18 protein-coding genes and 2 pseudogenes are annotated in these 22,900 nt (G+C 71.2%); 13 read left to right on the top strand and 7 right to left on the bottom strand.

Translation table 11 applies throughout. From position 1 onward, the window contains the following. The first annotated feature begins 83 nt into the window (after positions 1-83). Positions 84-1,790, top strand: a complete 1,707-nt coding sequence (locus tag ABZ855_RS23070) for a serine hydrolase (RefSeq protein ID WP_360809606.1) — start codon at positions 84-86, stop codon at positions 1,788-1,790. A 9-nt stretch (positions 1,791-1,799) separates the two neighbouring features. Here the strand turns inward: ABZ855_RS23070 and ABZ855_RS23065 are convergent, their stop codons facing one another. After that, a complete protein-coding gene (locus ABZ855_RS23065; protein WP_360809604.1) occupies positions 1,800-4,364 on the bottom strand; it encodes a hypothetical protein in 2,565 nt (854 codons plus the stop codon). 253 nt (positions 4,365-4,617) lie between these two features. Between ABZ855_RS23065 and ABZ855_RS23060 the strand changes: the two genes are divergently transcribed. Further along, the gene (locus ABZ855_RS23060) at positions 4,618-5,559 is read left to right on the top strand and encodes a hypothetical protein (protein WP_360809602.1); all 942 of its coding nucleotides are present in this window, start codon (positions 4,618-4,620) and stop codon (positions 5,557-5,559) included. Positions 5,560-5,820: 261 nt separating this feature from the next. Here the strand turns inward: ABZ855_RS23060 and ABZ855_RS23055 are convergent, their stop codons facing one another. Both ABZ855_RS23055 and ABZ855_RS23050 read right to left on the bottom strand, forming a co-directional pair. Next, positions 5,821-6,840: an SEC-C domain-containing protein gene (locus ABZ855_RS23055; protein WP_360809600.1), complete on the bottom strand. Its 1,020-nt coding sequence runs from the start codon at positions 6,838-6,840 to the stop codon at positions 5,821-5,823. A gap of 128 nt (positions 6,841-6,968) precedes the next feature. Next, positions 6,969-8,444: a beta-1,6-galactanase gene (locus ABZ855_RS23050; RefSeq protein WP_360809598.1), complete on the bottom strand. Its 1,476-nt coding sequence runs from the start codon at positions 8,442-8,444 to the stop codon at positions 6,969-6,971. 217 nt (positions 8,445-8,661) lie between these two features. Between ABZ855_RS23050 and ABZ855_RS23045 the strand changes: the two genes are divergently transcribed. The 4 genes from ABZ855_RS23045 (at position 8,662) to ABZ855_RS23030 (ending at position 11,823) form a co-directional block, all read left to right on the top strand. Further along, a complete protein-coding gene (locus ABZ855_RS23045; RefSeq protein WP_360809596.1) occupies positions 8,662-9,504 on the top strand; it encodes a class E sortase in 843 nt (280 codons plus the stop codon). A 79-nt stretch (positions 9,505-9,583) separates the two neighbouring features. Then, complete coding sequence (locus ABZ855_RS23040) at positions 9,584-9,907, top strand: DUF6412 domain-containing protein (protein ID WP_360809594.1); 324 nt, start codon at positions 9,584-9,586, stop codon at positions 9,905-9,907. Positions 9,908-10,073: 166 nt separating this feature from the next. Beyond that, positions 10,074-10,856, top strand: coding sequence for a YidC/Oxa1 family membrane protein insertase (locus ABZ855_RS23035; protein ID WP_360809817.1), 783 nt, complete (start codon positions 10,074-10,076; stop codon positions 10,854-10,856). A 109-nt stretch (positions 10,857-10,965) separates the two neighbouring features. Beyond that, positions 10,966-11,823, top strand: coding sequence for a fumarylacetoacetate hydrolase family protein (locus ABZ855_RS23030; protein WP_360809592.1), 858 nt, complete (start codon positions 10,966-10,968; stop codon positions 11,821-11,823). On the opposite strand, the gene ABZ855_RS23025 is transcribed toward ABZ855_RS23030, so the two are convergent. The 4 genes from ABZ855_RS23025 to ABZ855_RS23010 all read right to left on the bottom strand — a co-directional run bounded on the left by ABZ855_RS23025 (position 11,810) and on the right by ABZ855_RS23010 (position 16,187). Next, positions 11,810-13,360 (bottom strand): condensation domain-containing protein, encoded by a 1,551-nt coding sequence (locus ABZ855_RS23025; protein ID WP_360809590.1) that lies wholly within the window; start codon positions 13,358-13,360, stop codon positions 11,810-11,812. The two genes, ABZ855_RS23030 and ABZ855_RS23025, sit on opposite strands and share 14 nt — an antisense overlap. Before the next feature lie 184 nt (positions 13,361-13,544). Next, positions 13,545-14,432 carry an LLM class F420-dependent oxidoreductase gene (locus tag ABZ855_RS23020; RefSeq protein WP_360809588.1) on the bottom strand — a complete coding sequence of 296 codons (888 nt, stop codon included), beginning with the start codon at positions 14,430-14,432 and terminating at the stop codon, positions 13,545-13,547. 133 nt (positions 14,433-14,565) lie between these two features. Beyond that, entirely contained in the window at positions 14,566-15,108 is a 543-nt protein-coding gene (locus ABZ855_RS23015) for a heme-degrading domain-containing protein (protein WP_360809586.1), read from the bottom strand. After that, positions 15,105-16,187, bottom strand: a complete 1,083-nt coding sequence (locus tag ABZ855_RS23010; protein WP_360809584.1) for a Gfo/Idh/MocA family oxidoreductase — start codon at positions 16,185-16,187, stop codon at positions 15,105-15,107. Before ABZ855_RS23010 ends, ABZ855_RS23015 begins: the two co-directional genes overlap by 4 nt. A 140-nt stretch (positions 16,188-16,327) precedes the next feature. Here ABZ855_RS23010 and ABZ855_RS23005 point away from each other — a divergent pair. The 7 genes and pseudogenes from ABZ855_RS23005 to ABZ855_RS22975 all read left to right on the top strand — a co-directional run. Then, a pseudogene (locus ABZ855_RS23005) lies at positions 16,328-16,714 on the top strand (winged helix-turn-helix transcriptional regulator); the annotation flags it as partial. A 516-nt stretch (positions 16,715-17,230) separates the two neighbouring features. Further along, positions 17,231-17,884: pseudogene (locus tag ABZ855_RS23000) on the top strand (ROK family protein); the annotation flags it as partial. A gap of 152 nt (positions 17,885-18,036) precedes the next feature. After that, complete coding sequence (locus ABZ855_RS22995; protein ID WP_360809582.1) at positions 18,037-18,852, top strand: hypothetical protein; 816 nt, start codon at positions 18,037-18,039, stop codon at positions 18,850-18,852. Between the two features lie 161 nt (positions 18,853-19,013). Next, the gene (locus tag ABZ855_RS22990; protein ID WP_006373991.1) at positions 19,014-19,793 is read left to right on the top strand and encodes an HAD-IIA family hydrolase; all 780 of its coding nucleotides are present in this window, start codon (positions 19,014-19,016) and stop codon (positions 19,791-19,793) included. Between the two features lie 152 nt (positions 19,794-19,945). After that, complete coding sequence (locus ABZ855_RS22985; RefSeq protein ID WP_360809580.1) at positions 19,946-20,566, top strand: hypothetical protein; 621 nt, start codon at positions 19,946-19,948, stop codon at positions 20,564-20,566. Between the two features lie 6 nt (positions 20,567-20,572). Continuing rightward, complete coding sequence (locus ABZ855_RS22980) at positions 20,573-21,250, top strand: class F sortase (protein WP_360809578.1); 678 nt, start codon at positions 20,573-20,575, stop codon at positions 21,248-21,250. 531 nt (positions 21,251-21,781) lie between these two features. After that, positions 21,782-22,813, top strand: a complete 1,032-nt coding sequence (locus ABZ855_RS22975) for a glycoside hydrolase family 6 protein (protein WP_360809576.1) — start codon at positions 21,782-21,784, stop codon at positions 22,811-22,813. The last annotated feature ends 87 nt before the right edge of the window (positions 22,814-22,900 follow it).

Below are 22,900 nucleotides of genomic sequence, written 5' to 3'. Positions count from 1 at the left end.
CGCTCGCCGGTGGCCGCGGCGGCCCGTCCCCCGAATGGCTCGCTGATGCGACAGGCGTCAGGGCAGGACCTTCACTGGAAGACATGCCCTCCCTCGACGAGACACCGACGCAGAAACAGATACGGATACAGATGCGGACGAAGGCGCAGGCGCCGGCACAGGCGTTCACCCGGCGCCTGCGCCTCGCGGCCGCGCTGGGCGTGGTCGCCGCCCTGGCCGGCAGCGGCTGTACGACCGATGCCGACACGGATGCCGACACCTCCGCCGTCCGCAAGGTCGCGGCGGAGGCCTCGCCGCTGCCCACCGTCCCGCCGGCCCAGCCGCCGCCGCGCCTCACCCGGGCCAAGGTCGACGCCGCGGTGGACAAGCTCGACGGCGTCGTCCAGGACGCCATGCGCAAGACCGGTGTGCCGGGGATCGCCGTCGGCGTGGTGTACGACGACAAGGTGCTGTATCTCAAGGGCTTCGGCGTACGGAAGGTCGGCGCGGAGGCCAAGGTCGGACCCGACACCGTCTTCCAGCTCGCCTCGGTCTCCAAGCCGATCGCGTCGACGGTGGTCGCCGGTGCCGTGGGGGACAAGACCGTCGGCTGGGACGACCCCGTCGTGAAGCACAGTCCCGGCTTCGCCCTCAAGGACCCCTGGGTCACCCGTCACGCCACGCTCGCCGACCTGTTCTCGCACCGCACCGGCCTGCCCGACCACGCCGGGGACATCCTCGAGGACCTCGGCTTCGACCGCTCGTACATCCTGGAACGTATGCGGTACGAACCCCTGACCCCGTTCCGTGCCAGCTACGCGTACACCAACTTCGGGCTGACCGAAGCGGGCGTCGCCGCCGCGCGGGCGGCCGGCACCAGCTGGGAGAAACTGTCCGCCGACAAGCTGTACCGGCCGCTCGGCATGGACCGCACCAGCTCCTCCTTCGCCGACTACGAGAAGGCCGAGAACAAGGCCGTCACCCATGTGAAGAAGGGCGACACCTGGCAGGCCGAGTTCGTACGGAACGCCGACGCCCAGAGCCCGGCGGGCGGGGCCAGCTCCACCGTCCGGGACATGACGAAGTGGCTGCGCCTGCAGCTCGGCAACGGGGTGTTCGAGGGGCGGCGGGTCATCGACGCCGAAGCCCTCGCCGAGACCCACCTCCCGCACAGCCTCTCCGAGCCGCCGCACGGGCCGGCGGGCAGATCCGGGTTCTACGGGCTTGGCTGGAACGTCAGTTACGACGACCAGGGCAGGCTGAAGCTCGGCCACTCCGGTGGCTTCGCGTTGGGCGCGGCCACCAACGTCGCGCTGCTGCCCTCGGAGAAGCTCGGCATCGTCGTCCTCACCAACAGCGCGCCCGTCGGCGTACCCGAGTCGATCTCCGCGACCTTCCTCGACACCGCGCAGACGGGTGGGCCCACGGTCGACTGGCTGACGTTCCTCGGCCCGCTCATCGAGGGGACCCTCGCGGGCGAACGCTCCGAGACCGACTACGCCAAGCCCCCGGCAAAGCCGGCCAAGGCCAGGGCGGACGACGCCTACACCGGAAAGTACGCCAACGACTACTACGGACCGATGACCGTCAGCGCCGCCCCGGGCGACGACCTCGTCATGCAACTCGGCCCGAAGAAGCAGCGGTTCACCCTGCGGCACTACGACGGCGACACCTTCTACTACAGCACCACGGGCGAGAACGCGGTCGGCCTGTCCGGCGTGACCTTCACGGTCGGCTCCGACGGCCGGTCCGACAAGGTCAGGGTCGAGAACCTCGACACGAGCGGCCTCGGCACGTTCACCAGGGAATGAGTGTGAGTGTCAGCGGGTCGTCGTACCCCCGCAGTTGCCCCCGCAGACCCCCAACTCCTCCCTGCCTCCCACAAGTTGCCCCAACAGCCGATCCCGCAACGGAATCAACCGCTTGTCCGTCGAGTACCCCCGGTGGCCCTCGATCGGCGGGAACACCGGCTGTTCCTCGGTGCGTGGGCACAGGTCGAAGGTCGTGCCCTCGCCGCGTTCGGCGTCGTCGCTCCACTGGACGTCCACGCATCCCATGTCCATCGGGCCGCCCAGGGGGTCGGTGTCCCGCCAGACGTTGATCCACGCGCCGAGGCGTTCCCTGGTGCCGCAGGGGGCGAGCCAGCGGATCGAGTCGGCGCAGACGAAACCCGGGTACTGGCGTACGAAGTGCTTGCGTACCGGGCAGCCCGAGCTGAGCAGGCCGATGCGCAGCCGTTCGTCGGACTCCAGCTGCCAGACAGCGGCCAGCACGAGGACCGCCCCCATCGACTCGGCCCGGATCAGCACCAGCCGGTGGGGGTCCCGCAGGAGGAACCGCAGTCGGCGTACCAGCTCGGGTACGGCCCGCACCGTCCACGACGGCGGGGCGAACGGGTGTACGGCGCGCGGCCAGAACGCGCCGAACGCCCAGGCCAGACCGGCGTTCTGGCGCATCTCCGGGCGGAGGGCCAGCGTGCGGAACGCCAGCACCATGAGCGTGGCGAGGGCGGCGAGCAGCGGGATGCTGGCCATGCCCAGCAGGTCGTAGACGAAGCTGCTCGCACCGTCGCGGGGGTCGTCGACCCAGTCGACGCGGTCGAACAGCACGATCAGGGTCACGACGGCGAGTGCCGTCAGCCCCGTCAGCCAGTCCAGTTCCCGCAGCAGATAGCAGTGCCGCCGCCGGGCCGCGGTGACCTCGCTCAGATGCCGCCGGTCGTCCTTGTCCAGGCGTGCCCGAGGGTGATCCGGCTCCTCGGACCCCGGTCGGCCGGCGCGGGTGGGCAACGGCAGCAGTCGTACGACGACACTGATCGCCGCCCAGCACACCGCCGTGATCAGCAGCACCGGCAGCAGGATCATGCCCATGCGTTTCACGGGCTCGGTGACCACCGGCCCCTCGTGTTCGCCGGCCAGCCCGGAACTCGCCCACTGGCCCAGCGCCACCGTGTAGATCCAGCCGAGGAAGCAGGCGTGCACGGCGACGGCCACTCCCGCGTGCCCGAACAGGGCCATGCCGCGCCTGCTGCCGCCCGTGGGCAGGAACACGCTGCCGAGCAGCAGCAGGAGGATCCCGATGCCCTGCGTCACCAGGAGGAGGGTCGCCTGTCCGTCGATCCCGGGCAGCCGGCCCGTCACCGTCCAGTCCCGGTCGGGCCACAGGCAGTAGAGCACCGCCGCCACGTTGACGCCGCCGCAGCAGATGCCCGCGAGGACGGGGTAACGCGTCGGCCAGAGCGGCAGTACGGCCACCTCGTCGCCGTCGCCGTCGCCGTAGCCGTCGTCGGCGTCGTCGTCGGCGGGGCGGGTGAACTTCTTCCCCTCCAGGTACGGGACCCGTGCCACCCACGCGGCCCGCCATGACGCTTCCGGCAGTCTGATCCCGAACTTGCGGTGCAGCACCGGCACGGACATGACGACGACCAGGGACATCGCGGAGATCACGCAGAACAGCACGATCCCCAGGACTTTCGCGAGGCTGCCCCGCGGACTCTCGTGCAGGGGAGTCCAGGTGAGGAGCGCCGCCGTGGTGAGCAGCCCCGCCCACACGTGCTGGGCCGCTATCCCGGGGTCCCTGCGGTTGTGCTCCCAGAAGCCCCGCAGTTCCAGCGGATGTCCGTCCTCACCCTCGGCGGAGCGTCTGCGCCGCGCGTCCTCCGTCTCGCGCGCGCTCACGGTCTCCAGCACCGGCAGGTACTCCTGCTTGGTGTCCCGGGCCACCAGGAGCAGCACGAACACCACGACGGCGGGTACGAGAGCCGCCACCGCCAGCGCCGCCTGCGAGCCGCCCGGCAGGCCCCGTACCGCCGCCACCGCCTGCTTGCCGCACATCGCGGTCGCCGCCTCCGGGGAGCACTGCCAGGCGAACTGGTCCATGGCCACCTGGCCGAAGGTGCCGACCACCAGCACGGTGAGCGTCAGCGCGAGGAGCCGTGCCCCGAACTCGTACAGCGCGCCCGCTGCCTTGGTCAGCCGTCCGTCCGCGCCCGACGGCCAGCGCGGTTGCATCCAGGCCACCCGGTTGACCAGCAGAAAAGGCAGCAGGAACAACCAGAGTGCCCGAGAGGCGCCGCCGATGGTGAGCCTCGTCCAGTCGTAGACCTCGCGGACGAGCGGCTGCCCCCGTGTGCCCGGTACGACCCCGGTGTCGGGCTGTCCGGCCCGGTACAGCCCGGCCTTGTTGTCGCCGGAGATCCGGTCGACTCCCTTGGGCCACAACAGCGCGTCCCGGTCCACCGGACCCAGCCCCGGCACCAGCAACTCGACGACCTCGACGACCTCGACAGCCGCGACGACGCCGGCCTCCGGCTCGTCCACCCCGGCCGCGCCCGCCGCCGTCCCGTCCGTCGTCGTCCTGATCCCGGCCTTCGCGACGTCCCCCATCGCGGGACCCCCGTCCCCCGTCGTGCCACACGTGTGCCTGTGGACACGGTGACAGGACAAGAGATGTCACGCAATGGCGTCGAAGTACGAGAAAAACTCACCCTCCGTACAGAGTTGACCAGTTGGCGGGCAGTCGAAGGGGCAGTAGGCGCTCGCCCTCGCCACCGGCGTGGATTCTGTGGATTCTTACGCAAGGGCCTTACCGGCCGCGGTTACGATCCGCGTCCTCGACGTGATGGCGATGGGGGACCTGATGCGCATATTCCGACGCGGAGACCGTCGTGACGGGACGGACGTGCCGCGCGACGCCGAGTTCACCTTCCTTTCCGAGGCGGAGGGCGCCCGGCTTCGTACCCTCGTCCGTGAGGCCTTCGATCAGCGGGGGATAGAGGTGACGGTCGAACCGGGGCGGGTGATCACGCACCTGGGCTGGCGGCTCGGCCTCGACAACATCGCGGCCGTGTGCCACAACGACAGCCGTGGCCCCCGGCGTTGGCAGGCGCTCGTGGACGAACACGTCGATCGTGTCGTCCGTTCGCTGAACGGGCCGCAGGCCCTCAAGGCCCTGCCCCGCGAACAGCTCCTGGCCCTGCTCCACCCCCGGTTCATCCCCAGCGATCCCGCGAGACTGAAGGCCTTCGGGTACGGTCCCCCGTCGGTCCCGGGGCTGCTGGAGGTGCTGGCGCTCGACCTCCCGCAGACCGTCGACATGCTGACCGGGGACGCCCTCTCCGAGCTCGGTGAGATGACGGCCCTCCGCGACCGCGCGTTCCAGAACCTCCGGGCCGTCCGCGTCGACAAGCACGAGGTGCTCCGGGACAAGGACGGCACCCGCGTCCACGTGCTGACGGGCGGCTCGTACTTCGTCGCGAGCCTCGCCCTCGTCCTCGACGAGGTCGTACGCCGCTACGACAAGGACGCCTCGGCCGCGCCGCACGGAGTCCTGGTCGCGCTCCCGCACCGGCACCAACTCGCCTTCCACGTCGTGCGCGACGCGGGAGTGGCCCCCTCGCTGCACGCCCTGGCCGGCTTTGCCGCCCGGGGGTACGAGGAGTCGCCGGGCGCACTGAGCCCCTCGGTGTTCTGGTGGCACGAGGGAAGGTTCACGCAGGTCGCCACGCAGGACGGTGCGCGCCTGAACATCGAGCTCAACCAGGAGGCCATGGAGTTGACCGCCCGATTCATGAGCGCCTAGCAGGCAGCCGAGACAGCGGCTGCTGCGGTCTCCTCGGTCCAGACGACGAGGAGGTGCGCGGTGGACGACGTGGTCTCGCCCGGAGGCATCCTGCGCCATGCGGCGGCGCGCTACGCCGACCCGACGGCCCCCCACCTGGTCAGGGCCCGACCAGGTGCGAGGCCGTCGCCCCGGCCGGCCGGGGCCCGACCAGGTGCGAGGCCGTCGCCCCGGCCGGCCGGGGCCCGACCAAGCCCACCTCACCCCACCTCACCCCACCCCCTACACCGTCACCCGCCCATGGCACCCCTCGTAAGCCGCCCCCGACCCGCACCAGCACACCGCGCCCCGCTGCGGAGGCCAGCTCACCGCCAGGCCCCGGGCCGCCAGCGTCGTCGCGTACTGCGGCAGCAGCTCGGTCTCTCCCGGGGACGCGCCCTCGGACGCCGCGAACGCCTCGTACGAGGGGACCGTGCCCGTCACGATTCCCAGGTTCGCCGTGCCGGAAGCGGACAGCTCCCGCAGCGAGGCCTCTATCGTCGCGAGGTGCTCCTCGTGGGAGGGGTATTCGTCCGTCAGGCCCGGATACGCGGCGACCAGCTCCGCCAGCTCGTCCGTCGGCCAGTGCAGCACCGCCACCGGGAACGGGCGGGACAACGCCTCCCTGAACGCGCCCAGTTCCGCCCGGAGACGGGAGATCTCCGCCTGCAGCTCCGCCGGATTGTCCGAGCCGAGGGACCACACCCGCTTGGGGTCGTGCAGCTCGTCCAGCGACACCGGCGACGAGTGCAGGGTGTCCGCGAGCCGGTCCCAGTCGTCGTGGGCCACGCCCAGCATCCGGCGCACGCGGTGGCGGCCGTAGAGGAGGGGATGGGTCGAGTACGGGGGTTCCTGCGCGTCCCCGACCAGCAGACGGGCACCCTCCGTGAACGTCTCCTGGGCCGCCTCCAACTCGTCGTGCGACTCCAGGGACTCCGCGACGATCACCCAGGGCGCGGGGTCGCGCGGGCCGGCCGCGCGGACGCCGTCGATGATCGCCCGGGCCTCCGCCTCGTGGCCGTACTCCCACAGGTTCGACGCCTTGAGGGCCCGTACGAGATGGGGGTTCTCCAGGGTGGTCGGAGATTGCAGCAGACGGTCGTAGAGGGCCGTCGCGGCGGGGCGGTCGCCGGCCAGTTCCAAGTGGGCCGAGGCCTGCACGAGCAGGTGTTCGGCGTCCTCGGGATAGAGGCCGGCGGTCCGCTCCAGGCGGGCCGCTTCGGCGATGTGGTCGACGTTTTCCGGAGGCGTGTCGGGGCGCATGGGATCACCGTACTGCCGACGACCGACAAAGAAGAGGGGCGGTCGGGAGAGTGGCCGACGGTGTGAGGGGAGGCACTGCGGCCCTGTGCCTCCCCTTCTCGGGAACCCTTCGGGAACTCCTCAGCGGCTCAGATGGTCACGCCGTCCACCTGCAGCGTCTGCACCGCGCCCGCCGCGAACGGCACCGCCACCGTCTTGCCGCTCAGGAACCGGTCCGAGCGGGCCGTGTAGAGGTCGCTGCCGCCACCCGTCACCGTGGTCCAACGGGGGACCACGCCACCCGAGCCGCCCGTCACCGTGGTGAAGTTGCCGAGGTTGAAGGTCAGGGTCTGGGCCGACGTGGCCTTGTTGAGGGCCACGATCACCAGCCGCTTCGCGCTCGCGTCGTACGCCGCCACCGCGTAGTCGACGCCCGTGTCGAGGATCGTCATGCCGGGGCGGATGTGACGGCTGAACTGGGCCATCACATAGTGCTTCGTCTGGACGGTCGTCGGCTGGAGGGTGTTCTCGTCGTAGGCGACCATCGCCCAGCCCGCCGTCGGGTCCATGACCTGCCAGTACACCCAGGCCGTCGGGTGCAGCCAGCGGAAGTCCAGGAGGAGGTTCGACGCCAGGGTCAGACCGGTCCCGTCCTTGTCACCGGTCTCCGAGTTCCACAGCTTCTTGCCGGACGTCGTCACCACGTCCGTGTAGAGAAGGTCGCGGCGGCCCCCGGAACCCTGGTAACCGTGCACGTTGACCTGGTTGACCAGGGCCTTCGTCGACGAGTTGAACGCCGCCCAGGTCGAGCGGGCCACGTCGTAGTTCGTCTCGTCCGAGGCCGAGATCCTGATCCCCGTCAGACCGCGCTTGTCCAGCTCGCTCCGCATGTACGGGAGCACGGCGGCCTGGACCGACGCGTCCATGTGGCAGCCCTCCTGCGTGCCGGTGGCCGTCCACCAGTTCGCCGAGGGCTCGTTGAACGGGTCCACCGTCGCGAAGTTCACGCCCCAGTTGTTCTTGGCGTAGAGGGCCACGGCGGCCAGGTGCGAGGCATGCTGGCGGTAGTTCCAGGTCTGGAGGTTGTTGCCGCCGCCCGAGGCGCCCGACGGGTTGTGGTTCGAACACATCCACCACATCGGCGAGTTGGCGAACAGTTCCGTCGTCGCGCCCCGCGCCACGGCCTTCGTCAGCGCGGCCCGCTGCTTGGCGTCCGCCGACCAGTTCCAGGCCGAGGATGTCGGGTCCTCGTTGTTCCAGTCCTGCCAGTAGCCCTCGATCTGCTTGAACGCCGGGATGTTCGGCGACGCCACCATGGTCGTGCCGCCGACGCTGTTCCAACTGGACGCGCCGAGGTTGTAACGGGCGATGTTCAGGCCGAGACCGGGCAGCGACTTCCCGCTGTACGTCACCGACTTGGTGGTGAAGAAGAGGTCCGCGAAGTCGTCCCGGGCGCCGAACACGTTCGCCCACCAGGCGAGCGAGGTGCCCCAGCCCTCCCACGTCCCGTACTTGGCAGCGGGGTTGACCGTGATGGTCGCGTCGGCTCGTGCGGTGCCCGTGGCCAGGGCACTGCCGAGGACAGTGCCACCTGCCGCAGCCAGCAGGGATCTGCGTCGGATCATGACTTCTCCGTCCGGATTACGACCTTCCGTTCATGTCACGAGGAAGCATCAGGTGCGGTGGGTGGGGTTGTCGATAGTTCTGACAGCGCTTTCTAAAACCGCTGAACGAAGGGGGGCCCACCGCGGCCCCACCGCAGACCCACCGCGGGCCTGGTCACTTCGAGAGGTCTGGCCTATCGTGCGGGCGACCCACGTGAGGCGTGGAGGAGGCGTACGCATGCGGGCTCGGGCTCCTGCGGCACAGGTGGTACGGCACCGCACACTCCGCCGGCGCGCCTTCCGCCGCCGCGCGCTGTGGACCTGCGGCGAACTCCTCGTCACCCTCGGCACGGTCCTCGCGCTGCTCGTCGTCCACCAGCTGTGGTGGACCAACCGCCAGGCCGAGCAGGGCGCCCGGCAGGAGGTACGGGCCCTGGAGCGGGAGTGGGGCAGCTCGGCGGGCGGCGGCTCCGATCCCGCCGACGACACGGACGGCACCGACGGCACGGACGGCACGGGCGCGACGGGTGCTTCCGGCTCCGGCGGCTCCGGCGGCTCCTCGGGCTCCTCCGGCGGCGCAGGAACCGGCAGCACCCGCCGCACCAACTCCGGCTCGGCTCAGCCCAGTTGGTCCCAGGCGTACGCCATCCTCACCATCCCCCGCCTCGATCTGCGCGTCCCCGTCGCCGAGGGCGTCAGCAAGCCGGACGTCCTGAACAAGGGGTACGTCGGCCACTACCCGGGCACGCAGCAGCCCGGCCAGGCCGGGAACTTCGCCCTCGCCGGGCACCGCAACACCCACGGCGAACCCTTCCGGTACATCAACCGGCTGCGACGCGGGGACGCCGTCCAGGTCGAGACGGCCGACGCGGTGTACACGTACACCGTCGACCGGACACTCCCGCAGACCTCCGCCCATGACGACGGCGCGATCAGGGCCGTACCCCGCTCCACCGTCAGACCGGCCTACGGCTACCGCACCCCCGGCTACTACCTCACCCTCACCACCTGCACCCCGGAGTACACGTCCCGCTACCGTCTGGTCGTCTGGGGCAAACTCACGTCGATGCGACTCCGCTGAGCCCGAGACCGGGCATCCTGTATAACGAATGGCAGGACATGTGTCCGACGTAGGTATGGGCGAGAGAGGGGGCGTGCGCATGATCCGGAGCTGGAATCCGGTCCGGGTGAACCCGCGTACCGCCGCCGCGCTGTTCCTGCTCCTCGTCGAGGTCGCGCTGCTTGACGCGGGCAGTCTCTCCGCCGCCGTCGCCCTCGCGGCGACCGCCGCCGCCGGGTCCGCGTTCGTCGCCTGCTCGCTCATCGCCTCGCGCCTCGCACCCGCCGTACCGCCCACCCGGGTTCGTACGGCCATCCGCGACCGGGCCCGCCGTACGGCCTTCCTGCCGCAACGCGACCCGGACGCCCGAGGCCGAACCCGCCCCCGCGCCCCCGGACACGCCACCCCGGCGACCACCGCGTAGGGCAGGCACAGCACAGCACAGCACAGCACCGACAGCTGTCAGCCGACACCCCCGCGCGGGTCGTCATACCGATCACCCATACCGAACTCCGCGTCCATGGAGTCCCGGTACATCCCGGTACGACGAGACAGACCCCCGGAGGGCTCACTCACCCATGTCCACCTTCCTGACCGCTTTCGCGAACCTGGTCGAGCATCTCGCCGACCTGCTCCAGCCCCTCTTCCACGGCTCCTCGGCCGCCGCCGCGATCATCCTGTTCACCGCGTTCGTACGACTCCTCGTGCACCCCCTGTCCCGTGCGGCGGCGCGTGGACAGCGGGCGCGTGCCGCACTGCAGCCGAGGGTCGCCGAGCTGCGGAAACGGCACGCGAAGGACCCGAAGAAGCTCCAGCAGGCCGTCATGGCGCTGCACGCGGAGGAGAAGGTCTCGCCACTGTCGGGATGCTTCCCGAGCCTGTTCCAGCTGCCCGCGTTCTTCCTGCTCTACCACCTCTTCTCCAACCCGGAGATCGGCGGCCGGACCAACGGCCTCCTCACCCACCGGCTGCTCGCCGCGCCGCTCGGCGACCGCTGGGCCGACGCGCTCACCGGGGACGGGCTCCTCGGGCCCGCCGGGCTTGTCTACCTCGGTCTGTTCGCCCTGGTCGCGGCCGTCGCCACCTTCAACTACCGGCGCATGAAGCTGGTCATGGCGGCCAACCCGATGACGGTGAACGTGGGTGGCGGCGGCGAGGCGGTGCCCGGACTGGCCTCCGCCGCCAAATTTGCGCCCTTTGTGTCCTTCTTCACACTCTTCTCCGTGGCCGCCATGCCCCTGGCCGCCGCGCTGTACATGGTGACCAGCACGACCTGGAGCGCCGCCGAACGGGCACTGCTGTACCGCTGGCAGCTCACCCCGCAGACCAGTGACCGGGCCGGTGCCCGGACCGGTACACAGTCCAGTACGTGAACCGGGTATTGCGGACCGGACGCCCAGCTTGGACGATCGACCAGTCCTCCGATGAATGGTGACCGGGGGAGGTAACAGCGGGACAGAGGGACAGAGGGAGAGAGCGACCATGAAGCTGCTGCGAGTCGGTACGGCGGGGTCGGAGCGGCCCGCGCTGCTCGACGCCGAGGGAACCCTGCGGGACCTGTCGGGGATCGTCGCGGACATCGACGGGCCGCTGCTCGCCGACGACGCCGCCCTCGGCCGGATCCGCGCCGCCGCCGACGCCGGTGAGCTGCCCGAGCTGGACGCGACCGGGCTGCGGATCGGGCCGCCGCTGGCCGGCGTCGGCAAGATCGTGTGCATCGGGCTCAACTACCACGACCACGCCCGCGAGACCGGCGCCGAGCCGCCCGCCGAGCCGGTGATCTTCTTCAAGGCGGCGGACACGGTCGTCGGTCCCTACGACACCGTGCTCGTGCCGCGCGAGTCGACGAAGACCGACTGGGAGGTGGAACTCGCGATCGTCATCGGACGTACCGCCCGCTACCTCGGCTCGCACGAGGAGGCGCTCGCGCACGTCGGCGGGTACGCGATCTCGCACGACGTCTCCGAGCGCGAGTTCCAGCTCGAGCGGGGCGGGACCTGGGACAAGGGGAAGAACTGCGAGACGTTCAACCCCCTCGGCCCCTGGCTGGTGACCGCGGACGAGGTCCCCGACCCGCAGGCTCTCGGACTGCGGCTGTGGGTCAATGGCGAGCTGAAGCAGAACGGCACGACCGCCGAGCAGATCTTCGGGGTCGCCGAAGTCGTGCGGTACGTCAGCCAGTTCATGACCCTGTACCCGGGTGATGTCATCAACACGGGTACGCCGGCGGGCGTCGCGCTGGGTGAGCCCGAGCCCCAGCCGTTCCTTAGGGCGGGGGATGTGGTCGAGCTGGAGATCGATGGGCTGGGTCGGCAGCGGCAGTCGTTCAAGGACGCGTGAGCGCTCCGCTGGGTTGGGGGGAATCGGGTGCGGGTTCGGTGGGGGCTGGTCGCGCAGTTCCCCGCGCCCCTGAATAGGCGCTTCGCGCCTCCTCAGGGCGCGGTGCCTCGCGTGCCACCGAGGTGATCAGGTCTCGCAGTCCTGCCACGTACAGGCGCATGTTCTTTTGCGCCACGTCTGTGTCCGGGTAGCGGGCGGCGAATTGGAGGCCCTCGTGCAGGCGGGTGATCCAGGCGCAGACCTGGTCGCCGTACGACACTCGGATCAGGCCGTACGCCTTCAGGTCATCCCACCTCTCCGAGCCCGCGATGTCCCGGGTGTCCACGAAGGAGACGATCGAGTACAGGTCCGGTGAGGTGGGCCGGAAGTCGGAACCCAGCAGTTTCAGCACCCGGGCGATCGGCATCCTCGACAGGGGCCGCTTCGCCCGGAGCGCGGTGCGGACCAGGTCCAGGGCGCCGTCGAAGTCCGACACCTCGCCCACCGGGATCTCGAGCGGCGCGCCGCCCACGTACCAGCCCACCGAGTCCGACCACTCGGACCTGGCCCGGGTGTGGAAGGGCACGACCGTCCGGTACACCTGCTGCCCGCTGATCTCGCGCACGATGAGCGCGGTGGCCGCGAGGACGCCGACCATGCTGCCCCCGTACGGACGGCAGTACGCCTCGAACGCCGCCGCGTCCGCGTCGTCGGTGAGCCACTCCCGCATCAACTTCTGTGTGGGCAGCGGCCCTTCGGGGTCGAGGCCGAGGTCGACGGGGAAGTTCGGCAGCTTGCCGTCGCACCGGGCGATGAACTTCCGCCACTCGGCGACGATCGAGTGGCTCTCGTCGATCCCGTCGGCGTGCGTACGCTCGCTCGCGCAGAAGTCGACGTAACTGGCGACGGGGGCCGTGTCCAGCGCCGTGCCGTCGAGGCCCGCTGTGTAGAGCTGGTGGATCTCGTGGGCGATGCGGAAGATCGAGTACGAGTCGACGTTGGTGTGGTCGAAGGCCATGTACACGCTGGTGCTGTCGTCCCTGACGACGGCGCTGTAGATGAAGTTCGGCCAGGTCAGCGCGTCCGCCGCGATGTCGAACCGATCCTGCAGATAGCGCGGCAGCGCGGCCCCGTCCGCGAAGACGCCGACGTCCTCGCGGTGCAGGACGACGTCGTCGGGGGCGAGGGTGAAGCGCCGCAGCTCGTCGTGGGCGGGGCCGGCACCCCCGTCGGACCCGGGGGTGCCGAGCGGGCCGTGTGCCCAGCGGAAGCCGCTGCGCAGCGTCTCGTGCCGAAGCGTCCAGGTGCGCAACGCCTCCTGGAGGACATCGAGATCGACCCGCCCGGGGATGTCGAAGGCCGTGCCGAGCCAGGTCGGTACGAAGAGGCCGTCCTCGCGCACGGTTCGCGCGGTCCGGACATGGGCCTCCTGGACGTACGCGGGTGGGCGGGTGTCCTCCGGCAGTTGGGCGACGCCCTCGACGGTCGTCGGATGCAGGGTCCAGGTCACGAGCCGTCCGGGCCGGATCTCGCAACGGTGGATATCGGTCAATCGCACGGGACTTCTCCGTTCGCATGCGTGTCACCGTGCTCCTGGAACCCGCTCGATGACACGTGCAGACAAACGACCGACCGCGTCCGGAGGAAACGCGCACCCCTCGGGACCTGGGCAGATCCCCTCCAGTCCCTTACGTCTCTCTCACGTCTCCCGGACTTCCTGGGACCCCCTGCCTCTTCTCCGGTTACTTCAGGAGGTCGGCCAGGCGGCGCCAGCCCTCGCGGGGGAGGACGCCCCCGGGGCGGTTATCGACGACCTGGAGGGTGACATGGTCCGCGCCAGCCGTGTGGAAGGCGTCGACGCGCTCACGTATCCGGCTGTCGTCACCCCACGCGAACACCGCGTCGACGAGACGGTCACTGCCGCCGTCCTTGAAGTCGTCCTCGGTGAAGCCGATACGGAGGAAGTGGTTGGTGTAGTTGGGCAGCGTCAGATACATGGCGAGGGTGCCTCGGGCGGTCGTCCGGGCGCGGTCCGGGTCGGAGTCCAGTACGACCTTCAACTCTGGTGCCAGCAACGGGGTTTCGCCCAGCGCGGCGCGGGCCTGCGCGGTGTGCTCGGGGGTCACGAGGTACGGGTGCGAGCCGGCGGCGCGGTCCCGCGACAGCTCCAGCATCTTCGGGCCGAGCGCGGCCAGCAACCGGCGTTCGGCGGGCCGGCCCGCCGCGTCCAGGGCGTCGAGGTACTCGACCATCGAGGCGTACGGGCGACGGTACCGCTTCGCCATCCCGGCGTGACTCACCCCGAGGCCGAGCAGGAAGCGGCCGGGGTGGCTCGCTTCCAACTCCGCGTAGGCGGACGCCGTTTCGGCGGCCTCGTAGTCCCAGATGCTCTGGATGCCGGTCGCCACGATCAGCCGTGAGGTCGCCTCGACGAGCGGAACGGCGTGCCGTACGCCCGGGTTGCCGCCCAACCAGAGGGCAGGGAAGCCCAGTTCCTCCAGTTCGGCGGCGGCCTCGGCGCGCTCGGTGGCTCCCTCGGGATCCTCCGCGCGCATCGCGAAACTCCAGATGCCGTACCGCCCGACGGTTTCCTTCAGTGTGCCGAGCTGCGAGGCGCTGACCTGGTTCATCGGTTGTCTGTCCCTCCGAGTCCGGATGCCGAGCTACGGCTCCGTGAAACGGAGGGACCCTCGAGATAATTCCGGGCGCATTCCTGGCGTATTCCCGGCGCATCCCCGACGAATGTCCGGGGAGCGCCTTCTACTACACCTTGAGGAACGTCTCCAACGCCTCCACCACCATGCGGTGGTCCTGGAGTTGGGGCAGCCCCGACACCGTCACCGAGCCGATCACGCCGACGCCCTCGACCGTGATCGGGAACGAGCCGCCGTGGGCCGCGTAGGTGTCGGGGTCGAGCCGTGAGTCCGCCTCGAACGTGGTGCCCTTGGCGCGGAACCGGGCGCCCACCAGATAGGAGGAGGCGCTGTACCGCTCCACGACCCGGCGTTTGCGGTCGATCCAGGCGTCGTTGTCGGGGGTCGAGCCGGGCAGCGCGGCGTGGAAGAGCTGCTGGCCGGCCCGGTGGATGTCGATGGCCACCGGCGCCTGCCGCTCCCGCGCCAGCTCCACGAGCAGCGAACCCAGTGTCCAGGCGTCCTCGTGCGAGAACTGCGGGAACACCAAGTGCCGTTCCTGCGCTTCGAGTTCCTCGACGCTCGGGGTGAGTTCGGGCGCGATGCGCGGCCCGAGGGACGGTTGTCCGGTCACCTTGTGGCCGAGGTGCTGGCCGGGCTTCTGGCTGGTCATCGCAGGGTCACCGTCACCTTCTCGTTCGCGGAACGCCGAGCCGCTTCCAGTACGTCGAGCGCGGCTGCCGCCTCCAGCGCGGTCACCGGGTTGGGGCCGCCGTCGCGCAGGGCCGCGGCGATCGCAGAGTAGTACTTCTCGTACGCGCCGGGCAGGGTCGGCTCCGGCCGCCCACCGCCCGTGAGCGGGGACTCTCCGGCCCCGACCCGCCCCCACATGCTCTCGGGCTCGAGCCCCCAGCCGGCGTCCCCGGGCCGCCCGCCCGACTTCAGGGTGTCCTCCTGCGGGTCGAGGCCGTACTTCACATATCCGGCGCGCGAGCCCAACACCCGGAAGCGCGGGCCGAGTTGAGCGGTGGTCGCGGAGACGTACAGCTGGGTGCGGACGCCGCTCGAGTGGGTGAGCGCGATGAACGTGTCGTCGTCGGTCTCGGCGCCCTGGCGGCGGATGTCCGTCTCGGCGTACACGAAGTCGACGGGGCCGAAGAGGACCAGTGCCTGGTCGACGACATGGCTGCCGAGGTCGTACAGCAGTCCGCCGAACTCCGCCGGGTCGCCGGACTCGCGCCAGCCGCCCTTGGTCTGCGGACGCCACCGCTCGAACCGCGACTCGAACCGCCACACGTCACCCAGTTCGCCCTCCGCGAGCAGCTTGCGCAGGGTGCGGAAGTCGTGGTCCCAGCGGCGGTTCTGGAAGACGGAGAGGAGTAGTCCGCGCTGGTCGGCGAGGGTGGCGAGGTCTCGCGCCTCGGCCGCCGTGCCCGCCACGGGCTTGTCGACGACGACGGGCAGGCCGGCCTCGAGGGCGGTGGTCGCCAGCGGGACGTGCGTCTTGTTCGGGGACGCGACGACGACGAGGTCCAGCTCGTCGGCGCGGGCGAACAGCTCGTCCGGGGCGCCGGCGATCCGTACGTCCGGGAACCCGGCGCGGGCCTGCGCCTGCCGCTCCGGGTTCCCGGTGACGACCGTGTCGAGGACGAGGCCCTCGGTGGCGGCGATCAGCGGGGCGTGGAAGACGGAGCCCGCGAGGCCGTAGCCGACGAGGCCGACGCGGAGGGGTGTGCCAGTCGTACCAGTCATGCCGTCCACTTTCGCAACGCTGTTGCCAAAGTGCAAGCAGCGAGGACAATGTTCACGTGACGAGCGTGAGCAGCGTGAACAGGACGAACGCCCTCCCGAACCGAGGCGGGGATCCCGCCGCCGCGGCACCGGGGGTCAACCTGCCGGCCCTGCGCAGCCACAACACCGCGCTCGTCCTCGACCTCCTGCGCGCGGCCGGCCCGGAGGGCATCAGCCGCCTGGAACTGGCCGAGCGGACCGGTCTGACCCCCCAGGCGGTCAGCAAGATCACCGCCCGCCTGCGCGCCGAGGGCCTGTCCACGCAGGCGGGCCACCGAGCCTCGACAGGCGGCAAACCCCGCACGGTACTGCGCCTGGTCCCGGAGGCGGGCCACGCGGTGGGCGTCCACCTGGACCGCGACGAGGTGAGGGTGGTGTTGGTCGACCTGGCGGGAACGGTGGTGGGGGAACGCAGGGCACCCCTGAACCTGGGCGCGGGCGCGGAGACAGTGATCGAGGGGGTGGCGGCGGAGGTGGGGGCGCTGCTGCTCGGCTGGGGGGCGGGAGGGCCTGGTGGGTCCGGGGCTGGTGGTTCCTGGGAGTTCAGGGGGGCTGACGGGGTCGGTGTGGTCGGTGTGGGCGGGGAGTCCGGCGGGTCTGGTGGGTTCGGCGGGTCCGGCGGGTCTGGTGGGTCCGGGGAGTCCGGTGGTTCCGGGGTGGCCCGTAGGTCTGGTGGGGCCGGCGTGGTTGGGGAGCTCGACAGGTCCAGCCAGGGCGAAAGGCCCGGCGGGGCCGGGGGTGTCGGTGGGGTTGGCGGGTTCCGGGGTTCTGCGGGGCTCGGCTGGTCGAGCGGGGACCCAGGGGTCGGCGGACCCGAGGGGCCCGGCGAGCTGGGCGGTTCCGGCGGACCCGAGGGTTCTGGTGAGCTCGGCGGGTCCGGGGGGTCCGGGGGGTCCGGGGGATCCGGTGGGTCCGGGGGGTCGGGCGGGTCCGGGGGGTCCGGTGGGTCCGGGGGGCGCGGGGGGTCCGGTGGGCCCCGTCGGGTGGGGTTCCAGGTCGGGGTTCTGCTTGGGGTTGGCGTTGCTCTGCCTGGGCCCCTCGATCACGCCCGGGGCGTGCTGCATCGGGTGACCGGGTTTCCTCAGTGGGACGGGTTTCCGTTGCGGGACGCCCTGGCTCGGCGGCTCGGGATGGCGGTCGCCGTCGACAAGGACACCAACGTCGCCGCGCTCGGGCTGGCGGTCGGGGGAGAGGGCGGCTCCTTCGCCTATCTGCATCTCGGTACGGGGCTCGGCGCCGGTCTGGTGATCGGCGGGGCGCTGCACCGGGGGGCCAGGACCGGCGCCGGGGAGTTCGGGCACCAGGTCATCCAGCTCGACGGGCCCCCCTGCGGCTGCGGCGACCGCGGCTGCATCGAGGCGCTGTGCCTCGCCGCGGTGGCTCGCGGCGACCTGGACGAGGCCGCCCGGGTGCTCGGCGCCGGCGCCGCCAACCTCGTGGGGCTGCTCGACATCGACCGGGTCCTGCTGGGCGGCCGTACCGTCGCCGAGCAGCCGGAACGGTTCGTACGAGGAGTCGCCGCCGTTCTCGCCGAGCGCGCCCGGCGCGAGGGCGCCGACCGGGCGGTGCCCGTCGAGGTCGCCCCCGGCGGAGCACGCGGAGTGGCGGAGGGCGCGGCCCAACTCCTCCTCGGACCACTGTTCGGGCGGGCGGAGTAAGGGGAGGGGCGGGCGGGGAAACGGGAGGACCCCGTGTCCCTGGTCGGTCTCCGCCGATCGGGCGCATTCGCGGGCCCGTTCGGGTCGTGGCCCCGCCCGCCCCGGAGCGGTGTCGCCCGACACCCCCACCTCTCCGGCATGGTCATGTGTTCATGCGACTGTGTACCTGCGTCACCAACACCATCACCGCAACGGTCACCGCGACCGCGACAGCCGCCCTCCTCGCCGCACCCGGAGCCCTGGCCGTCCCCGCGCACGCGGCCGGCTGTGCCGCCGCCACTCCCACCGACCGTGACTTCCCCCTCACCACCCGCATCCACGGCGGCCCCGCCGCCTACGAAGCCGGTGGCGAGCACCGGACCTGGCGGCTCGACCTCACCAACAACACCGCCCGCACCTGCACGGACATCCACCCCGTCCTCGTACTCGTCGACGAACGCCGTGCCCTGACGGCGGCTCAGCCCCGCCTGGAGTTCTACGACGGGCACCGCGCCCGCCCCTACCCCGTCCGGTTCGAGGCCACGGACGCCGACGAGACCATCGGGGTCTTCGACGGCGACGGATTCCCCGGGTTCACCGTCGGGCCGGGACGGACCCTCTCCGTGGAGGTGCGGCTCGCCATCGGCGCCGGAGCGGTGGCCAACGACATCGTCGCCAACGCGGCCGTCGTCCAGCGGCACGCCGACGACGGCGACTGGGTCGGCCAGTCCAACGACTACCGCTTCCGCGTCCTCGCCCCGGACCAGGCGTCGACGTCGGAGCCGCAGAAGGAGTCGGATCCCGCGTCGCGGCCGCCCTCGGCCCGTCCCGTACCCGGCGTACGGGACGGGCCGGCGCACACCGGTGAGCTGGCCGGCACCGGTCGCCGCGAGACCGCGCTCCGCCTCGCCGGTATCGCGTGCGCGCTGCTGCTGACCGGCGGCGGTGTCGTGCTGATCGCCCGGGTCCGAGGCGTGGGACGGACCTGAACCGGCCATTCCCCCAAGATCCGGCCTGTGACAGTCTGGGGCGCACGCGCCATCTCGTACGCGTGTACGGCAACGATGCGCAACAACCGCAACAGGACGCATCGCAACGCATCGCATCGCATCGCAACGCGACTAGCAGTGCAGGAGCAGGAGACCCGGACATGGCAGACCGCAAGCCCATCGACTCGTGGCTCACCGACATGGACGGTGTGCTCATCCACGAGGGCGTGCCGATCCCCGGCGCCGATGCCTTCATCAAGAAGCTGCGCGAGTCGGGCAAGCCGTTCCTGGTGCTCACCAACAACTCGATCTACACCCCGCGCGACCTCCACGCCCGCCTGCGCCGTATGGGCCTCGAGGTGCCCGTCGACAACATCTGGACCTCGGCGCTGGCCACCGCCAAGTTTCTCGACGACCAGCGCCCCGGCGGCACCGCCTATGTCATCGGCGAGGCGGGCCTGACCACCGCCCTGCACGACATCGGGTACATCCTCACCGACCACGAGCCCGACTACGTCGTCCTCGGCGAGACCCGCACCTACTCCTTCGAGGCCATGACCAAGGCCGTACGCCTGATCGAGGGCGGCGCCCGTTTCATCGCCACCAACCCGGACGAGACCGGCCCCTCCACCGAGGGTCCGCTGCCCGCGACCGGTGCCGTCGCCGCGCTGATCACCAAGGCGACCGGCCGGAAGCCGTACTTCGCGGGCAAGCCCAACCCCCTGATGATGCGGACCGGACTGAACGCGATCGGCGCTCACTCCGAGACGAGCGCGATGATCGGCGACCGCATGGACACCGACGTCCTGGCGGGCATCGAGGCCGGCATGCAGACCTTCCTGGTCCTCACCGGCCTGACCGGCCCCGACCAGGTGGAGAACTTCCCGTACCGCCCGTCCAAGATCGTCGACTCCATCGCGGACCTCGTCGACCGCGTCTGAGCCCGCCCCCTGGCAAGACCTTCGGGCGGCCCTTCGGCGGCCCTTCGGGTACGCCTCCAAACCCGTCGCAACCCGTACGGAGCAGCCGTACCCGCTCCGGAGATGCGGACCGCCGCCCGGAGGAGGAGTCTCCAGGTGTCTGGAGGTTCACGATGAGTTCCATGCGACTCACTCTCTGTGCCGGTGCCGTGGTCGCCGCCGCGCTCACCGCCGTGCCCGTGGCGTACGCGGCCGGCGGGGGCGTCACGGTGACCCCGGCCTCCCCGGCGCCAGGCACCGACGTACGGCTGGTCGTGCGCGGCTGCACGGGGAAGACGGGGACCGCGAAGTCCGCGGCGTTCGTCGCCGATGTGCTGCTCGCGGCGCAGGGGCCGGACGGCGCGCTCGTCGGCGGGTCCCGCGTCCGCTCCTCGCTCGCACCGGGCACGTACGACGTCACCGTCGGCTGCGACGGACAGCACGGCAAGGTCAAGGGCGCGCTCGCCGTGTTCGCGAAGGGAGGGCCGGGTGCGGGGGCCGGAAAGCCGTCCCCCGGCCGTCCCTCCACGAACCCCTCGGCCGGGCCCTCGCGCGGCGCCGCCTCACCCGTCGCTCCCGTGCCCGCCGGTGGCGGTGGCGCGGCGGAGGAACTCGCCGCCGCCGAGCGCCTCGCCGACGACGCGCGCGGCGCGGGCCCCGGCACCCGGCAGGCCGTGGTCGGGCTGGTCCTCGCGGGCGTCGCGGCGGTCGTCGTGGCGGTGCGCGGTTTCCGCCGGGGCCGTGGGACGGACTGACCCGTCATGTCCTACGCCGACCACGACCACGAACGCTCCTCCGGCACCGCGCGCCTGACCATGGGCGTGGCCTGGGCGCTGCTGCTCCTCGGGCTGTGGCTGTGGGGCCGCGAGGTGACCGACGTACGCCACGGCATATCCGCGCCCACCACCGGCGACGTAGCCGCCGTGGGCCGCCCTCCGGACCCCGAACTCCCGCCCGCGCACGAGCCGTTGAGCGGTGCCCTGCCGCAGCGCGTGGACATCCCCGCACTGGGCGTGCAGGCCCCGGTGGTGGCCCGCGGCCTCGACCGGCGCGGCGCGATCGACCCGCCGCCCTTCGACCAGGCGGGCGTCGTGGGCTGGTACGGATCCGGTACCCGGCCCGGCGCCGCCGGTGCCGCGCTGCTCGTCGGGCATGTCGACACCGAGAGCCGCCCCGCCGTCTTCTACAAGGTCAGCACCCTGCGGCCGGGCGCGACGATCCGCGTCACCCGGTCGGACGGCAAGGTCGCCGAGTTCACCGTCGACGACATCCGGGTCCTGCCGCGCGAGCGCTTCGACGCCCAACAGGCTTACGGCACGCGGCAGTCGGGCCGCGCGGAGCTACGGCTCATCACCTGCGGCGGTACGTTCGACCGGGCCACCCGCACCTACACGGCGAACGTGATCGTGTCGGCGTACCTGACAGGAATGGCAGCCTGAACAGCCTGAACAGCCTGAACCCGTGTCTCCGGAGAGCCCCCATGCCCCCGCCCTGCCCGGTCGGCGACCCGCTCCCCCCATGGCCGCCGACCGGGCCGGCCCTCGACCGCGCGCGCTCGGGCTGCGGGAGTAACCCGGCGACCGGCGCGGGAGGTTCCGTCCCCGCCCCCGAAACGCGGACGGTGAACTGTTGGCCCGGGCTGGGCCGCCCGGGCACGACTGTAGAACGTATGAGCGCCCAGGCCTAGGGGAGATTAACGCCAAGTCCCCGTGTGGTGGCTCTGCGTCATTCACGCAGGTACGCGGGTAGTGGACGGCTCAACGAACTGTCCCTCAGCCCCGCCCTCAGCTGCCGCCCCGGGCCCCGCCGTTCGGGGCCGGAGACGTCCGGATACCCCGCCCGAACACGCTGTAACAGCTAGCCGACAACGAACGGACGATCTCGTGGGCGCCCGGCCACCTATGTCAGGATTGAGGCTTACGCCACTGCATCCAGGGGGGACCAGGACAGTGCACCCGAGGGGGAGTTCGATGTTCGGCAGTAAGGGGGCGCCCTGGGGGAGGGCGTCCGTGGCGGTGCTGGGGGCGGCACTGCTGTTCACCGGTTGTTCCTCGTCCGCCGACAAGGGGGACGGCGACGAGCCGGCCAAGGAGGCGGCAGCCAGGATCACCCAACAGCCCAAGGGGACCAACCCGTTCTGGGTGAACCCCGACGGCAACGCGGCGGAACAGGTCGCCGCGTACGTCAAGAACGACAAGACGACGGACGCCGAGCAGATCCGGAAGATCGCCGAGCAGCCGACCGGCGAGTGGATCAGCCCGGAGAGCCCGGAGGCGGAGGCCCGAGGCTTCACGGAGGCCGCGCAGAAGGCGGACCGCTCCGCACTCCTCGTCCTCTACAACATCCCGCACCGCGACTGCGGCCAGTACTCCAGCGGAGGCGCCGCCGACGGCGACAGCTACCGCGCCTGGATCGACGGCGTCGCCAAGGGCATCGGCGACCGTGCGGCCACGGTGATCCTGGAACCGGACGCGATCCTCCACCTCGTGGACGGGTGCACGCAGGACGAGTTCCACGAGGAGCGGTACGACCTGCTGAGCGGGGCGATCGACACGCTGTCGGCGCTGCCGAACACCAAGGTGTACCTGGACGCCGGGAACGCCGGGTGGACGCATCCCGACCAGATCTTCGAGCCCCTCAAGTGGGCGGGGATCGAGAAGGCGGACGGGTTCTCCGTCAACGTGTCCAACTTCTACTCCACGGCGGACTCCATCGCGTACGGCAAGGAACTGTCGGCGAAGGTGGGCGGCAAGCACTTCGTGGTCGACACGTCCCGCAACGGCAACGGGCCCTACACCGGCGGGAAGGCCGAGGAGAACTGGTGCAACCCGCCTGGGAGGGCACTGGGGGAGTCTCCGACGGTGAAGACGGCTGATCCGCTGGTGGACGCGTATCTGTGGGTCAAGCGGCCGGGGGAGTCGGACGGGGAGTGCAAGGGGGGGCCCAAGGCCGGGCAGTGGTGGGCTTCTTATGCGCTCGGGCTTGCGAAGGCCAGCAAGTGACTTAGGGGGTGGGGGGTTCTGCGCGTGGTCGGCTGCGGGCCGTCCGTGGCTTGTCGCGCAGTTCCCCGCGCCCCCTAAAAGCGACTC

The organism is Streptomyces sp. NPDC047042, from assembly GCF_040644035.1.
GTDB lineage: Bacteria > Actinomycetota > Actinomycetes > Streptomycetales > Streptomycetaceae > Streptomyces.
The sequence above is the reverse complement of the archived record's forward strand: the minus strand, read 5'-3'. Positions and strand labels throughout refer to the sequence as shown.